The 15,749-nt window shown below is 68.8% G+C and carries 12 protein-coding genes; 10 read left to right on the forward strand and 2 right to left on the reverse strand.

Going from position 1 to position 15,749, the window contains the following annotated elements; genetic code table 11:
• Positions 1-149 precede the first annotated feature (149 nt).
• The 5 genes from rpsA to aroD all read left to right on the forward strand — a co-directional run bounded on the left by rpsA (position 150) and on the right by aroD (position 5,492).
• Positions 150-1,607 (forward strand): 30S ribosomal protein S1, encoded by a 1,458-nt coding sequence (gene rpsA / locus R3I40_RS04605; protein WP_183374321.1) that lies wholly within the window; start codon positions 150-152, stop codon positions 1,605-1,607.
• Positions 1,608-1,763: 156 nt separating this feature from the next.
• Positions 1,764-2,999, forward strand: coding sequence for a chorismate synthase (aroC, locus tag R3I40_RS04610; protein WP_285261576.1), 1,236 nt, complete (start codon positions 1,764-1,766; stop codon positions 2,997-2,999).
• Positions 2,996-3,556, forward strand: coding sequence for a shikimate kinase (locus R3I40_RS04615; protein WP_239374296.1), 561 nt, complete (start codon positions 2,996-2,998; stop codon positions 3,554-3,556). Before aroC ends, R3I40_RS04615 begins: the two co-directional genes overlap by 4 nt.
• Positions 3,553-4,641 (forward strand): 3-dehydroquinate synthase, encoded by a 1,089-nt coding sequence (aroB, locus tag R3I40_RS04620; RefSeq protein WP_183374327.1) that lies wholly within the window; start codon positions 3,553-3,555, stop codon positions 4,639-4,641. Before R3I40_RS04615 ends, aroB begins: the two co-directional genes overlap by 4 nt.
• The gene (aroD, locus tag R3I40_RS04625) at positions 4,641-5,492 is read left to right on the forward strand and encodes a type I 3-dehydroquinate dehydratase (protein WP_285261577.1); all 852 of its coding nucleotides are present in this window, start codon (positions 4,641-4,643) and stop codon (positions 5,490-5,492) included. The genes aroB and aroD overlap by 1 nt, the downstream gene beginning before the upstream one ends.
• Here aroD and R3I40_RS04630 read toward each other — a convergent pair.
• Positions 5,463-6,419, reverse strand: coding sequence for a trimeric intracellular cation channel family protein (locus R3I40_RS04630; RefSeq protein ID WP_259923028.1), 957 nt, complete (start codon positions 6,417-6,419; stop codon positions 5,463-5,465). The genes aroD and R3I40_RS04630 overlap by 30 nt on opposite strands.
• Positions 6,420-6,436: 17 nt before the next feature.
• Between R3I40_RS04630 and coaE the strand changes: the two genes are divergently transcribed.
• From coaE to R3I40_RS04645, 3 genes are read left to right on the forward strand one after another with little or no spacing between them, the layout of a single operon-like run.
• The gene (gene coaE / locus R3I40_RS04635; RefSeq protein WP_259923027.1) at positions 6,437-7,066 is read left to right on the forward strand and encodes a dephospho-CoA kinase; all 630 of its coding nucleotides are present in this window, start codon (positions 6,437-6,439) and stop codon (positions 7,064-7,066) included.
• Between the two features lie 9 nt (positions 7,067-7,075).
• Positions 7,076-9,169: an excinuclease ABC subunit UvrB gene (uvrB, locus tag R3I40_RS04640; protein WP_285261578.1), complete on the forward strand. Its 2,094-nt coding sequence runs from the start codon at positions 7,076-7,078 to the stop codon at positions 9,167-9,169.
• A 28-nt stretch (positions 9,170-9,197) separates the two neighbouring features.
• Positions 9,198-9,668 (forward strand): YbhB/YbcL family Raf kinase inhibitor-like protein, encoded by a 471-nt coding sequence (locus tag R3I40_RS04645; protein WP_285261579.1) that lies wholly within the window; start codon positions 9,198-9,200, stop codon positions 9,666-9,668.
• Positions 9,669-10,159: 491 nt separating this feature from the next.
• Here R3I40_RS04645 and R3I40_RS04650 read toward each other — a convergent pair whose 3' ends face one another.
• Positions 10,160-10,870: an MBL fold metallo-hydrolase gene (locus tag R3I40_RS04650; RefSeq protein WP_183375311.1), complete on the reverse strand. Its 711-nt coding sequence runs from the start codon at positions 10,868-10,870 to the stop codon at positions 10,160-10,162.
• A gap of 76 nt (positions 10,871-10,946) precedes the next feature.
• Between R3I40_RS04650 and uvrA the strand changes: the two genes are divergently transcribed.
• Entirely contained in the window at positions 10,947-13,784 is a 2,838-nt protein-coding gene (gene uvrA, locus R3I40_RS04655) for an excinuclease ABC subunit UvrA (RefSeq protein WP_285261580.1), read from the forward strand.
• Complete coding sequence (gene uvrC, locus R3I40_RS04660) at positions 13,781-15,709, forward strand: excinuclease ABC subunit UvrC (RefSeq protein ID WP_285261581.1); 1,929 nt, start codon at positions 13,781-13,783, stop codon at positions 15,707-15,709. Before uvrA ends, uvrC begins: the two co-directional genes overlap by 4 nt.
• The last annotated feature ends 40 nt before the right edge of the window (positions 15,710-15,749 follow it).

Genomic DNA, 15,749 nt, shown 5'->3' on the forward strand with positions numbered 1-15,749 from the left:
TCGCCGACAATTAACCGAAAAGGGTTGGCTGGGGCCTGTTCGGAAGGTTAGGCTGGAGCCTGTCTGCTTTCCCGCCTGCTCGAAGGGCGGCAGCGGGCATCGCAAGCAAGTATCCCTACGACTTTTGTCCCGACGGAGTTCCTACCTACATGACCACCACCAGCAATGCACCTCAGGTCGCTATCAACGACATCGGCAGCGAAGAAGAGCTGCTCGCAGCGATCGATGAAACCATCAAGTACTTCAACGATGGCGACATCGTCGAGGGCACCGTCGTCAAGGTAGACCGGGACGAGGTCCTGCTTGACATCGGCTACAAGACCGAGGGTGTCATCCCCTCCCGTGAGCTCTCCATCAAGCACGATGTGGATCCGGACGAGGTCGTCGAGGTCGGCGACGAGGTCGAGGCCCTGGTCCTCCAGAAGGAGGACAAGGAAGGTCGCCTGATCCTGTCCAAGAAGCGCGCACAGTACGAGCGCGCCTGGGGCTCGATCGAGGAGATCAAGGAGAACGAGGGCGTCGTCACCGGCACCGTCATCGAGGTGGTCAAGGGCGGCCTCATCGTGGACATCGGTCTGCGCGGCTTCCTCCCCGCCTCCCTCGTGGAGATGCGCCGCGTGCGCGACCTCCAGCCGTACATCGGCCAGGAGCTCGAAGCGAAGATCATCGAGCTGGACAAGAACCGCAACAACGTGGTCCTGTCCCGCCGCGCCTACCTGGAGGAGACCCAGGCGTCGGTCCGCAGCGACTTCCTGCAGACCCTGCAGAAGGGCCAGGTCCGCGACGGCCACGTGTCCTCCATCGTCAACTTCGGTGCCTTCGTGGACCTCGGCGGTGTGGACGGCCTCGTCCACGTCTCCGAGCTGTCCTGGAAGCACATCGACCACCCGTCCGAGGTCGTCGAGGTCGGTCAGCCGGTCACCGTCGAGGTCCTCTCCGTCGAGATGGATCGCGAGCGCGTCTCCCTGTCGCTGAAGGCGACCCAGGAGGACCCGTGGCAGGCATTCGCCCGCACCCACGCCATCGGCCAGGTTGTGCCGGGCAAGGTCACCAAGCTCGTTCCGTTCGGTGCGTTCGTCCGTGTTGAGGACGGCATCGAGGGCCTCGTGCACATCTCCGAGCTCGCGCAGCGCCACGTGGATCTGCCGGAGCAGGTCGTGACCGTGGACCAGGAGGTCTTCGTCAAGGTCATCGACATCGACCTGGAGCGTCGCCGCATCTCCCTGTCGCTGAAGCAGGCCAACGAGGGCGTGGACCCGGAGGGCGACGACTCGACCTTCGATCCGGCTCTGTACGGCATGGCCGCCGAGTACGACGAGAACGGCGAGTACAAGTACCCCGAGGGCTTCGACCCGGAGACCAACGAGTGGCTCGAGGGCTACGACGAGCAGCGTCAGGCCTGGGAGGCCGACTACGCTCGCGCCTACGAGCGCTGGACCCAGCACAAGGCGCAGGTCGCCGAGGCTCTCAAGGCCGATGCTGACGCCGCCGCCACCGCCGCTGTGGGCGAGGCACCGGCCTCCTACCAGTCCGCACCGACCGACGAGGGCACCCTCGCATCGGACGAAGCACTGGCAGCCCTCCGCGAGAAGCTCACCGGCAACTGATCACCTGATCACACGCTGAACCGGCACGGCGCCGTTCCCACACTGTGGGGGCGGCGCCGTCCGCGTCCCGGCGCCGAGTACCATGGAGCGCACCGCGGACCCCACCGTCCCGCATCCACCACCGCCGACCCCCGTCGGCCTGACCGAAGGAGCCCAGTGCTCACCTGGCTCACCGCTGGCGAATCCCACGGACCCTCGCTGACCGCCCTGATCGACGGCTTCCCCGCCGGCGTCACCATCACCTCCGATGACGTCCGCCGCCACCTCGCGCGTCGCCGCCTCGGCTACGGCCGCGGCTCCCGCCAGAAGTTCGAACAGGACGCCCTGCGCATCCTCGGCGGTGTCCGCCACGGCACCACCCTCGGCTCCCCGATCGCCATGGAGATCGGCAACAGCGAATGGCCGAAATGGGAGAAGGTGATGAGCCCCGACCCCGTTGACCCGGCCGACCTCCTCATCGACGCCGGCACCGGCGATGAACGCGAAATCGCCCGCAACCGCGCCCTCACCCGCCCCCGCCCGGGTCACGCCGACCTCGCCGGCATGGCGAAGTACGGGTTCGAGGAGGCCCGTCCCGTTCTGGAGCGCGCATCGGCCCGCGAAACCGCCGCCCGCGTCGCCATCGGCGCATTCTGCGCCGCCCTCCTGGAACAGGCGGCCGGCATCCGCCTGGTCTCCCATGTCCGCTCTGTCGGCACCGCCGCCATCGCCGCGGACGCACCCGTTCCCACCCCGGATGACGAGCAGCGCCTCAACGACGATCCCGTCCGCTGCCTCGACCCCGAAGCCTCCGCCCGCATGGTCGCGGAGATCGACGCCGCGAAGAAGGACGGCGACACCCTTGGCGGTGTTGTGGAGGTCCTCGCCTACGGCGTCCCCGTCGGCCTCGGCTCCCACACCCAGTGGGACCGCCGCCTCGACGGCCGCCTCGCCCAGGCGATCATGTCCATCCAGGCGTTCAAGGGCGTGGAGATCGGCGACGGATTCGCCACTGCCGCCCGCCGCGGCTCCGCCGCCCACGATGAGATCCTCACCGGCGGTGACGGCCCCGCCGCCACCAGCCGCGCCACGAACCGCGCCGGCGGTCTCGAAGGCGGCATCTCCAACGGCCAGGTCATCGCCGTGCGCGGCGCCCTGAAGCCGATCTCGACCGTGCCCCGCGCTCTGCGCACCATCGATGTCGCCACCGGTGAGGAGTCCACCGCCAACCACCAGCGGTCCGATGTCGCCGCGGTCGCTCCCGCCGCCGTCATCGCCGAAGCGATGGTGGCGATCACCCTCGCTGATGCGCTGCTGGAGAAGGCCGGCGGCGACAGCGTCGCAGAGATCCGCCGCCACCTCGAGGCCACCGCCGCGCTGCAGGCCGACGCCCTCTGCCCGCGCGAGGCATGACCGACACGTCCCGCACCACCGCCCCCGCCCCGAGCAGAGGACCGGTCGCTGTTCTGATCGGGCCGATGGGCTCCGGGAAGACGACCGTGGGCCGCGCCCTCGCCCGGCTCCTCGGCGTGCCCTTCGCGGATTCGGACGCCGCCATTGTGGAGGCCGACGGGCGCACCATCCCGGTCATCTTCGAGCAGGACGGCGAGACCGGTTTCCGCACTGTCGAGCAGCGCGTCATCGCGCGGCTCCTCACAGACCACCGGGGGGTGCTCGCCCTCGGTGGGGGAGCCGTCACCACCGGCGCCACCCGCGAGGCCCTGACCGGCCACACGGTGATCCTGCTCGACGTCGACGAGGACGCCGTCGGTCCCCGCATCGGCACGGGGGAGGGGCGTCCCCTGCTGGCAGGCGGGCCCGACCCCCTGGCCGCGTGGCGGGAGCGCACCGCCTCACGCGCACCCCTGTTCGCCGCCTGCGCAACCCACACCGTTGACACCACCGGGCGCACCCCGGACCAGATCGCCCGCACCATCGCCGACATCACCGGCACGAAGGAGCAGCCATGACTACCACGATTCCCGTCGGCTCCGGCCAGGCGGCCTACGACGTCCACGTGGGCCGCTCCATCCTGCCGCGCGTTCCCGCCGCCCTCCCGGATCGGTGCGAACGCGTCATGATCATCCACCAGCCGTCCACCCGCGTCCTCGCCGATGAGCTCCGCGGCGCCATCGCCGACACCGGGCGCGAGGCGTACCTCGCCGAAGTGCCCGATGGCGAAGAGGCGAAGACCGCGCAGGTCGCCGGGTTCCTCTGGCAGGCCCTCGGCCAGGCCGACCTCACCCGCACCGACATCGTCATCGGCTTCGGCGGCGGCGCCGTCACCGACCTCGCCGGGTTCGCCGCCGCCACCTGGCTGCGCGGCATCGACATCATCCAGCTGCCCACCACTGTCCTCGGCATGGTGGACGCCGCAGTCGGCGGCAAGACCGGCATCAACACGGCGGAGGGCAAGAACCTCGTGGGCGCGTTCCACACGCCCCGCGCCGTGTTCGCCGACCTCGACACGCTGCGCACCCTCCCGCCGAACGACGTCGCCGCCGGCCTCGCCGAGGTCGTCAAATGCGGGTTCATCCGCGACCCGCAGATCCTGGACATCATCGAGGACGACCCCGCCGCTGCCCTGGACGTCACCTCCGAGCCGTTCGCCGACATCGTCGCCCGTGCCATCCGCGTGAAGGCCGACGTGGTCAGCAGCGACCTGCGCGAGGTAGGGGAGCGGGAGATCCTCAACTACGGCCACACGTTCGGCCACGCGATCGAACACAATGAGCGCTACCAGTGGCGCCACGGCGCCGCCGTCGCCATCGGCATGGTGTTCGCCGCCGAACTCGCCCACCTCGCCGGCCGCATGGACGAAGCCCTGCTCGACCGCCACCGGTCCATCCTCACCTCGCTCGGCCTGCCGGTCGCGTACCGGGGCCGCCAGTGGCCCCGCCTGGCCGATGCGATGAAGCGCGACAAGAAGACCCGCGGCAGCATGCTCCGCTTCGTGGTGCTGGACGCCCTCGCCTCCCCGGGCCGCCTCGAAGGCCCGGACCCGCAGCTGCTGCTCGCCGCGTACGCCGCCGTCACCGACGAGGCGCAGCCCTGATGCTGCCGCAGGTGATCGTCCCGATCATGCCCGCCGGCCCCACCGCAGCCGCCGCTGCGGCCGCTGCCGCGGACCAGGCCAGCGCAGCCGTCGCGGCGGGGGCCGACGTCATCGAATGGCGCGTCGATGCGCTCGGAGAGGCCGCGCTCGACCCAGCGGTGCGGGCGGAGGCTGCGGACGCGATCTCCCGCGCTCTCGCCGCGCACGCCGACCCGGCGGCACAGGCAGGCGCAGCATCGCACCCCGGCCGGACGTTGCAGGCCCGACGGGTCCCGCTGCTCGCTGCGGTTCGCACCGTCGCCGAAGGCGACGGCATCGCCCTCGGCGACGACGCCTACGCCGATTTGCTGCTCGACCTCGCCGCTCGCTCCGGCATCGACGCGATCGACGTGGAGGCCGCCCGGCTCGATCCCGCCTCTGCCCGTGACCTCGTCACCGGCATCGCACAGACCGGCGCCGCGGTCATCGGCTCCAGTCACGACTTTCGGCGGACCCCGTCGGTCCCCGAGATCCACGCCCTTCTCGACGCTCTCCACGCCGCCGGCTGCCGCACGCTGAAGATCGCCGTGATGCCGACCAGCCGCGCCGACGTCCTCACCCTTATGCAGGCCGTTGAGTCGTATCAGTCCGCGCAGCCCGCCCCGAGCCGGAAACCGGTGATCGCCATGTCGATGGGTCCGCTCGGCGCCGTCACCCGGATCGCCCCGCAGGCGTTCGCATCCGCCGCCACGTTCGCCGCCGTCGGCCGCGCCAGCGCCCCCGGGCAGATCCCGATCGACCAGGTCCGCGCCGCCCTCCCGCTCAGCGGTGAGCTGCCGGGCTCAGCGGCCGCGGTGGTGCTGCGGGCCTGACTCGAACGGCGCCTCATCGTCGTCATCATCATCGACGTGCATCGCGCCGTCATGATCGTGCTCGCGCCGCAGTGACGGGAAATGGATCTGGAACGGCGGCGCAGTCGCCCCGGAGTCCGGCTCCTCAGGTGTTCCCTCCACGTTGAAGAAGGAGTCGTGCACGAGGTCCTGCGGGTCCAGCACCGGGATCTGCCCGGTCTCCGCCGCCACCCGCTGCCGCTCCTCGCGCCGCACCCGCCGCACGAACGCCCGCATCTGCACCGGTGACAGGGTCACGGCGAGATCGGGGGCCGTCGGCAGGGACCAGCGGCGCCACTGCGCCAGGATCGCCACCGCCGTGCCCGCGAGCGCCGCCAGCACCACGATCCAGCTCGGCAGGTTGAGGGCATCCACACCCCAGGTGAGGACCGCGGTCAGCAGTGCGGCCGTCGCATACAGAGGGCCGCCGGTGAAGATCCCAGGGATACGGCCCACCATGACGTCGCGGATCACACCGCCGCCCACCGCCGTCGTGAGCCCCAGCAGGATCGACGGCAGCGGTGACAGGCCCGCCCCGAGCGACTTCGCGCACCCGATCGCGGCCCACACGCCGAGAGCGACCGCGTCCAGCACCGTGGTGGAGTGCCTCCAGATCCTGGCGTCCACGGAGATGAGGAACGCGATGAGGACGCCGGCGAGGCTCGCCGCGAGGTACCACGGGGTGGAGAAGGCGGCCGGCACGCCCTGGGCGAGGATGAGGTCGCGGATGATGCCGCCGCCGAGACCGGACACGATGCCGATGAATGCGAAGCCGACCGCGTCGAACTGGAGGCGCCGGGCGAGCGCACCGCCGACGATCCCCATCACGAACACGCCGATGAGGTCCATCGCGCGCATCATGTCGTTCGTCAGCAGGAACGTCTCGGGGGTCGCGGCAGAGCTGGGCATATCAGTAGCCTACGTCTATGCGTCACCACCTTCAGCGCGTCGGTCTGACCGGCGGGATCGGTTCCGGAAAGACGACCGTGGCGGACCGGTTCCGCGAGACCGGCATCACGGTCATCGACCTCGATGAGCTGTCCCGCGCCGTCCTCGACCAGCCCGGCGAAGGCGTCGATGATATGGTCGCCCGCTTCGGCGCCGAGTACCTCAACAGGGCCGGCACTGCGGACCGGGCGAAGCTCGGCGACCTCGTATTCTCCGAGGCCGCCGCCCGCGCCGACCTCGAACGCATCGTCCTCACCCGCGTCGCCGAACAGGTCAGCGCCCTCGATGAGGCGGCCGCGGCGGCGGGGGAGGAGTTCATCGTGCACGACTCGCCGCTGCTGCTGGAGAAGGGGCACGACGCCGACTTCGCCGTCATCATCGGTGTCCTCGCCCCCGTCGAGGAGCGCATCCGTCGGGTCATGCAGCGCTCGAACAAGACCCGCGAGTGGGTGGAGCGCGTCATCGCCGCGCAGACCACCGATGATCAGCGCCGCCGCCGCTGCCACATCCTCATCGACAACACCGGCACCCGTGAGGACCTCGCCGCCGCCGCGGACGCTGCGGTGGGGGAGGTCCGACGGATGCTCGCTCCCAGTGATCCCCACTAGTGTGGCCGCATGCGTCCCGTCACTGATCTGGTCCGAGCCCGGCACCCCTTCGAGGTCGTCAGCGAGTACGAACCCGCCGGTGACCAGCCGAAGGCGATCGACGAACTGGCGCGCCGCATCAACGACGGCGAACAGGACGTGGTCTTGCTCGGCGCGACCGGCACCGGCAAGTCCGCGACCGCGGCGTGGCTGATTGAGAAGGTGCAGCGCCCCACCCTGGTGATGGCGCACAACAAGACCCTGGCCGCGCAGCTCGCCAGTGAGTTCCGAGAACTGCTGCCGAACAACGCGGTCGAATACTTCGTCTCCTACTACGACTACTACCAGCCGGAGGCGTACGTCCCGCAGTCGGACACGTACATCGACAAGGACTCCTCGATCAACGCGGAGGTGGAGCGGCTGCGCCACTCCGCCACGAACTCCCTGCTCACCCGTCGCGACGTGGTCGTGGTGTCGTCCGTGTCCTGCATCTACGGCCTCGGCACCCCGCAGGAGTACGTGGACCGGATGGTGCGCCTGTCCGTCGGCGAGGAACTGGACCGCGACGACCTGCTGCGCCGGTTCGTGGACATGCAGTACGACCGCAACGACGTCTCCTTCGTCCGCGGCACCTTCCGGGTGCGGGGCGACACGGTCGAGATCATCCCGATGTACGAGGAGCTCGCCCTGCGCATCGAGTTCTTCGGCGACGAGATCGACGCCCTGTACACCCTCCACCCCGTCACCGGTGAGGTGATCCGCGAGGAGGAGCAGGTCCACATCTTCCCCGCCTCCCACTACGTGGCGGGCCCCGAGCGACTCCAGCGCGCCATCGGCGACATCGAGAAGGAGCTCGCCTGGCGGCTCGAGGAGCTCGAAGGGCAGAACAAGCTCCTGGAGGCGCAGCGGCTGCGGATGCGCACCACCCACGACATCGAAATGCTCCGCCAGACCGGCTCCACCAACGGTGTGGAGAACTACTCCCGCCACTTCGACGGGCGCGGACCCGGCACCCCGCCGAACACCCTCATGGACTACTTCCCGGAGGACTTCCTGCTGATCATCGACGAGTCGCACGTGACCGTCCCGCAGATCGGCGCCATGTACGAGGGGGACCGTTCCCGCAAGCGGACGCTCGTGGACTACGGGTTCCGGCTCCCGTCGGCCCTCGACAACCGGCCCCTGAAGTTCGAGGAGTTCATCAAGCGGACCGGACAGACCGTGTACCTCTCGGCGACCCCGGCGCAGTATGAGCTGGAGCGGGCGAACGGGTACGTGGAGCAGATCATCCGCCCCACCGGTCTCGTGGACCCCGAAGTGATCGTGAAACCGGTCAAGGGGCAGATCGACGACCTGCGCGCAGAGATCGAGAAGCGCGTGGAGAAGGACGAGCGCATCCTCGTCACCACGCTGACGAAGCGGATGGCGGAGGACCTCACCGACTACCTCCTGGAGAACGGGGTGCGGGTCCAATACCTCCACTCCGATGTGGACACGCTGCGCCGCGTGGAGCTGCTGCGGTCCCTGCGCATGGGTGAGTTCGACGTCCTCGTGGGCATCAACCTGCTGCGTGAGGGTCTGGACCTCCCCGAAGTGTCCCTCGTGGCGATCCTCGACGCCGACAAGGAGGGATTCCTGCGTTCGCGCACCTCCCTGATCCAGACGATCGGCCGTGCCGCCCGCAACGTGTCCGGACAGGTGCACATGTACGCGGACACGATCACCGAGTCGATGCGCGAAGCGATCGACGAGACCACGCGCCGCCGCGAGAAGCAGATCGCGTTCAACAAGGAGAACGGCATCGACCCGCGGCCGCTGCGGAAGAAGATCGCGGACGTCACCGACATGCTCGCCCGCGAGGACGTCGACACCGAAACCCTCCTGGCCACCGACTACCGCGCCGGGAAGGAGAGGGTGGCGAGCCGCCACGGCCGCGGCGACTCCGTGCTCAACAACCGCTCGCTGGACCTGGGCGATGACCCGGTGGCGACGCTGAAGGACATGATCACGGAGATGACCACCTCGATGCACGCGGCAGCGGAGGCGCTCCAGTTCGAGGAAGCCGCCCGCATCCGCGACGAAGTGTCCGAGCTGAAGAAGGAGCTGCGGCAGTTCGAAGGCTGACCGGAGCGACAGGAAAGGAAGAGCACTCATGCAGCTGACATCGCAGGCACTCAACGACGGCGAAGCGATCCCCCTGGAGTTCGCCGAACCCTCCAGCGGCGGCGAGAACACCATCCCCGACCTCGCATGGAGCGGCGCCCCGGACGGCACGAAGTCCTACGCCCTCACCGTGTACGACCCGGACGCGCCGACGGGCTCCGGCTTCTGGCACTGGGTCGCGTTCGACATCCCCACGTCCGTCACGTCCATCGAGAAGGGGGGTGCCCTCGAGTCCCCGGCGCGCGAATGGGAGAACGACTACGGCTACAAGGGCTACGGCGGTGCAGCCCCGCCGGCCGGCCGCACCCACCGCTACATCCACACGGTGCACGCTCTGAACGTGGAGAAGCTGGAGGTGCCGGAGGGCGCGACCCAGACCCAGGCGCGGTTCATGCTGATGGCCGCACAGATCGACTCAGCATCCATCACCCCGGTGTTCTCGCAGCCCGAGGAGGACTGACCGGACGCGCTCCGACGGGGCCCGGGGATCAGTCGATCTCATGAACGGAGCCCTCGAGGACGGTGTGCTCGGGGGGCTGAGAAGCAGTAGCCCTCCGCCAGGTTCCTGACGATGCCCTGGCGGGTCGTCATGCTCCGGTTCTGCGGTGGGACGGGTTTCGGAGCGATCTGTTCGTTCCGATGCGTCGGCCCGGTCGTCGGCTGCGCGGCGGCCCGGTCACGATCCACGGGTATGGCATCGCCCCGCTGGAGGACGTCACGGACATGATCCGCGACCATCATCAGCACATGTGGATCCGTCGGCTGTTCACCCACGGCCGACGGGGCCGGCATCATCTGGTGCACCACCAGCGGCCACGAAACCACCACCCATCACCACGACTTCCGCACCGCAGCAGAACAGGAAGCAGCAGACCCGCCTGAGCCGGCCGAACCGCCGCCAGCTCGGGAGGGTCGAGCCTCCCCACCGATACCCCGCCGCCGGCACGCTGCTCACCAGCCGCGTTCGCGCCACTCCTCCAAGTGGGGGCGCTCGGTCCCGATCGTCGTGTCTGCTCCGTGACCGGGGTAGACGTGCGCCGAATCATCCAGCACACCGAACAGGCGCTGCTCCACATCCGTGATCAGAGACTCGAAGCGGGCAGCATCACCCTGCGTGGCGCCCACACCGCCTGGGAACAGGGAATCACCGGTGAAGACGTGGTCCCCGTCGGCCCCCTCCCCGCGGAAGATCAGCGCGATCGAGCCCGGAGTGTGGCCCCGCAGCCCCACCACCTCCAGATCGTTCACACCCACGCGGATCACGTCGCCGTGCGACACCGTCTGCGTCGTCGGGGTGGGGATGTCCGGGGCGTCGGCCGCGCCCGCCACGGTGCGCGCATCCGTGCTCGCCACCATCGCCGACAGCGCTCCCACATGATCATGATGCGCATGCGTGGTGACGATCGTGTCGAGCCGGCCCGTGGCGGAGCCCTCCCGCACCAGTTCCATCAGGCGCGGAAAATCGGCAGCCGCGTCGATCAGCAGCTGCGCGCCCGAGACCCGGCAGGTCAGCAGATAAGCATTGTTGTCCATATCGCCGACGGCGGCCTTGCGGACCGTCAGGGTGCGCAGCTCACGCACATCACTCGGGCCGCCGACCGTCACATCGCCCGTGTACTGGTGGTTGTTCGCGAAAGGGGCGGGGGAGGAGTCCGTGTTCATCATGCCGCGCAGTCTAGCCAGCGGGGGTGCATCACACCTCCGAATCGCCGACGCTGCCGGGCGATACGATGGCTCGGTGAGTGAAGAGCTGATCGTTCGCGGAGCGCGCGAACACAACCTGAAGAACGTCGACCTCGAGATCCCCCGCAACAAGCTGGTGGTGTTCTCCGGCCTGTCCGGCTCCGGCAAGTCGTCCCTGGCGTTCGACACCATCTTCGCCGAAGGGCAGCGCCGCTACGTCGAATCCCTCTCCTCCTACGCCCGCCAGTTCCTCGGGCAGATGGAGAAGCCGCGCGTCGACTTCATCGAGGGCCTCTCACCAGCCGTCTCCATCGACCAGAAGTCCACCAACCGAAACCCGCGCTCCACCGTCGGAACGATCACGGAGATCTACGACTACCTGCGCCTGCTGTTCGCCCGCATCGGCACCCAGCACTGCCCCGTCTGCGACGCCCCCATCGAATCGCAGAGCGCCGAACAGATGGTCGACGCGCTGCTCGACCTCGAGGACGGCACTCGCTTCCAGCTGCTGGCACCCGTGGTGAAGGGCCGCAAGGGCGAACATGCGGACCTGCTGAGCTCCCTGCAGTCCCAGGGCTTCTCCCGTGCCCGCATCGACGGCGACACCATGCGCTTGAACAGCGAGATCAGCCTCGCGAAGACGAAGAAGCACACCATCGACGTGGTGGTGGACCGCCTCGCCGTCAAACCCGACGCCCGGACCCGCCTCACCGACTCCGTGGAGACCGCGCTGCGCCTGTCCGGCGGCACCCTCATCGTCGACTTCGTCGACCGTGCCGAGGACGACCCCGACCGCACCCGCCGCTTCTCCGAGCACCGCTCCTGCCCCAACGAGCACAAGCTCGAACTCGAAGAGATCGAACCGCGGTCCTTCTCCTTCAACGCCCCCTACGGCGCCTGCCCGGAATGCGACGGCATCGGCTCCCGGCTCGTGGTGGACCCCGAGCTCGTCATTCCCGACGACGCCCTCTCGCTCAAGGACGGCGCGATCGCCCCGTGGACCCTTGGTTCCGCCGACCACCATCAGCAGATCATGACGGCCCTGTCCGAGGAGATGAAGTTCTCCATGGACACCCCGTACCGGGACCTGCCTGCCGAGGTGCAGGACGCGCTGATGAACGGGCACAACTTCTCCGTGCACGTCCGCTACAAGAACCGGTTCGGCCGCGAGCGCCGCTACTCCACCGGCTTCGAAGGCGTGATGCACTTCCTGCACCGTCGGCACGAGGACACCGAATCGAATTGGGCGCGCGAACGCTACGAACAGTTCATGCGCACCTCGCCCTGCCCCGTCTGCAAGGGTGCGCGGCTGCGCCCCGAAGTGCTCGCCGTGCGGATCGGCGGGAAGTCGATCGCGGAGCTGTCCGAGCTGCCGATCGATGAGGCGAAGGCGTTCCTCGACGAGCTCAGCTTCACCGACCGCGAACTCGCCATCGCCGACGAAGTCCTGCGCGAAGTCCACGCCCGTCTCGGCTTCCTCATCGACGTCGGTCTGACCTATCTGAACCTGTCGCGCAGCGCCGGCACCCTTTCCGGCGGCGAGGCGCAGCGCATCCGCCTCGCCACCCAGATCGGATCCGGGCTTGTCGGAGTGCTGTACGTGCTCGATGAACCCTCGATCGGTCTGCACCAGCGGGACAACAACCGCCTCATCGCGACCCTGACGCGGCTGCGGGACCTCGGCAACACCCTGATCGTCGTGGAGCACGACGAGGACACCCTCAAGGCCGCCGACTGGATCGTCGACATCGGACCGCTCGCCGGCGAGTACGGCGGCCACATCGTCCACTCCGGCAGCCTCGCCGCCATGAAGCGGAACCCCGAGTCGCTGACCGGCCAGTACCTCGCCGGCAAGCGGGAGATCCCGGTGCCGCCGGTGCGCCGGCCCATCGACCGGACCCGTCGGCTCACCGTGGTCAACCCGCGGGAGAACAACCTCAAGGGCATGGACGTGTCGTTCCCGCTCGGCACTCTCACCGCCGTCACCGGCGTGTCCGGGTCCGGCAAGTCCACCCTCGTCAACGACATCCTGTACAAGGTGCTCGCCAAGCACCTGAACCGGGCACGCGTGGTCCCCGGCCGGCACACCCGAGTGACGGGACTGCAGCACCTCGACAAGGTGGTGCATGTGGACCAGTCGCCGATCGGCCGCACTCCCCGCTCCAACCCCGCCACGTACACGGGCGTGTGGGACCGCATCCGCACCCTGTTCGCGCAGACCCAGGAGGCGAAGGTGCGCGGCTACAAGGCGGGCCGGTTCTCGTTCAACGTGAAGGGCGGCCGCTGCGAGAACTGCTCCGGTGACGGCACCATCAAGATCGAGATGAACTTCCTGCCGGACGTCTACGTCACCTGCGAAGTCTGCAAGGGCGCCCGCTACAACCGCGAAACCCTGGAAGTCCACTTCAAGGGCAAGAACGTCTCCGAGGTGCTGAACATGCCGATCGAGGAGGGCGTCGAGTTCTTCGACGCCGTCCCCGCGATCCGCCGCCAGCTGCAGACCCTCGTGGACGTCGGCCTCGGCTACGTCCGCCTCGGGCAGGCGGCCACCACCCTGTCCGGTGGTGAAGCGCAGCGCGTGAAGCTCGCCTCCGAGCTGCACAAGCGCTCCAACGGCCGCAGCATCTACGTGCTGGACGAACCGACCACGGGCCTGCACTTCGAGGACGTCAACAAGCTGCTGAAGGTGCTGCAGGGCCTGGTGGACAAGGGCAACACGGTCATCGTCATCGAGCACAACCTCGACGTCATCAAGAGCGCCGACCACCTCATCGACCTCGGCCCCGAGGGCGGCAGCGGCGGCGGTCAGGTCATCGCCGAAGGAACACCGGAGGAGGTCGCCGAGAACCCGGATTCGTTCACGGGGCAGTTCCTGAAGGAGATGCTTCCGTGACGGATCCGTCGAGCTACCGTCCCGCCCGGGGGTCGATCCCGACGGATCCCGGGGTGTACCGGTTCTCCGACCCGGACGGCCGGGTCGTGTACGTCGGCAAGGCGAAGAACCTCCGCCAGCGCCTCTCCTCCTACTTCCAGGATCTGGCGGGTCTGCACCCCCGCACCCAGCGGATGGTGACCACGGCATCCAGTGTGCAGTGGACCGTGGTGTCCTCCGATGTGGAGGCGCTGACGCTGGAGTACACGTGGATCAAGGAGTTCGAGCCGCGGTTCAACGTGAAGTTCCGCGATGACAAGTCCTACCCGTTCCTCGTGGTGACGATGGGGGAGAAGGTGCCGCGGGCGCTGATCACCCGCCGGGAGCGCTCGAAGAGCGACCGGTCGTTCGGGCCGTACGCGCACGTGTGGGCGATCCGCGAAACCCTCGACCTGCTGCTGCGGGTGTTCCCGATCCGCACCTGCTCCCCGGGCGTGTACCGGCGGGCTGAGCGGTCGGGCAGGCCGTGCCTGCTCGGCTTCATCGACAAATGCTCCGCGCCCTGCATCGGGAGGGTCAGCGAGGAGAGGCACCGGCAGCTGGCCGACGGGTTCGTCGACTTCATGGACGGCAACACCGGCAAGTGGGTCGCCGATCTGAAGAGCCGCATGGCGAACGCCGCCGCCGAAATGGACTACGAATCGGCGGCGCGGTTCCGCGACGACATTCAGGCGCTGGACACCGTGATGTCGAAGAACTCGGTGGTGCTGTCGGAGGCGACCGACGCGGACCTGGTGGCGCTCGCGTTCGACGACCTGGAAGTGTCGGTGCAGGTGTTCCACGTGCGCGGCGGCCGCATCCGAGGTCAGCGCGGCTGGGTGGCGGAACTGCTGGACGACTCCACCCCCGGTGACATCATGGAGCGGGCGCTGGCCGCCCTGTATGAGGGGACGGATACGCGGGCGCCTCAGGAGATCCTCGTCAGCCACCAGCCGACGGATCCCGATGCGATCCGCGACCTGACCGGCCGACGCACCACCTCGATCCGCATCCCCGTGCGGGGCGAGAAGAAGGACCTGCTGGAGACGGTGACCGCCAACGCGGTGGAGGCGCTGCGGCTCGGGAAGCTGAAGCGCTCCGGTGATCTCACCTCCCGCTCGAAGGCCCTGGAGGATCTGGGGGAGGCACTGGAGATGCAGGATGCGCCGCTGCGCATCGAATGCTTCGACATCTCCCATTCACAGGGCACCAATGTGGTCGGCTCCATGGTGGTGTTCGAGGACGGGCTGCCGCGCAAGAGCGAGTACCGCCGCTTCTCCGTGACCGGTGACGCCGCCCGCGACGACACCGCCTCCATGCACGACGTCATGACCCGCCGGCTCAAGCACCACCTGAAGGTGAAGGAGCAGAGGGCCAGCGGGGAGCTGCCGACGGATCCCGAGACCGGCGAGAAGGCGCGGTTCGCGTACCCGCCGCAGCTGATCGTGGTCGACGGCGGCCAGCCGCAGGTCGCGGCCGCGCAGCGCGCGTTCGATGAGCTCGGCATCACCGACATCGCACTGGTCGGCATCGCCAAGCGGCTCGAGGAGCTGTGGCTGCCGGACGAGGACTATCCCCTCATCCTGCCGCGCACCTCCGAAGCGCTGTTCCTCATCCAGCGGCTTCGCGACGAAGCCCACCGGTTCGCGATCTCCTACCACCGCTCCAAACGGGGCCGCTCCGTGCAGGAGAGCGCTCTGGACGCCGTGCCGGGGCTCGGCCCGGCGCGGAAGCGGGCGCTGCTGGAGCACTTCGTGACTGTGGACCGCATCCGCAAGGCGGGGGAGGACGAGCTGGCGCAGGTGAAGGGGATCGGCCGCACCCTCGCCCAGACCATCATGGCGACCCTCGCCGCGGATCAGCCCGGACCGGCCGTGAACATGACCACCGGTGAGATCCTCGAGTGATGGAGCCGGTACCATCAGGACATCCATCCCTCACGTGAAG

This window comes from Helcobacillus massiliensis, from assembly GCF_033106145.1.
Lineage (GTDB): Bacteria > Actinomycetota > Actinomycetes > Actinomycetales > Dermabacteraceae > Helcobacillus > Helcobacillus massiliensis.

Excerpts from the sequence above, each read along its gene's own strand:
- R3I40_RS04650 (WP_183375311.1), bottom strand. The coding sequence starts at position 10,870 with ATGAACACGGACTCCTCCCCCGCCCCTTTCGCGAACAACCACCAGTAC.
- aroD (WP_285261577.1), top strand. The coding sequence starts at position 4,641 with ATGCTGCCGCAGGTGATCGTCCCGATCATGCCCGCCGGCCCCACCGCA.
- R3I40_RS04630 (WP_259923028.1), bottom strand. The coding sequence starts at position 6,419 with ATGCCCAGCTCTGCCGCGACCCCCGAGACGTTCCTGCTGACGAACGAC.
- aroB (WP_183374327.1), top strand. The coding sequence starts at position 3,553 with ATGACTACCACGATTCCCGTCGGCTCCGGCCAGGCGGCCTACGACGTC.
- uvrB (WP_285261578.1), top strand. The coding sequence starts at position 7,076 with ATGCGTCCCGTCACTGATCTGGTCCGAGCCCGGCACCCCTTCGAGGTC.
- R3I40_RS04615 (WP_239374296.1), top strand. The coding sequence starts at position 2,996 with ATGACCGACACGTCCCGCACCACCGCCCCCGCCCCGAGCAGAGGACCG.
- rpsA (WP_183374321.1), top strand. The coding sequence starts at position 150 with ATGACCACCACCAGCAATGCACCTCAGGTCGCTATCAACGACATCGGC.
- R3I40_RS04645 (WP_285261579.1), top strand. The coding sequence starts at position 9,198 with ATGCAGCTGACATCGCAGGCACTCAACGACGGCGAAGCGATCCCCCTG.
- coaE (WP_259923027.1), top strand. The coding sequence starts at position 6,437 with ATGCGTCACCACCTTCAGCGCGTCGGTCTGACCGGCGGGATCGGTTCC.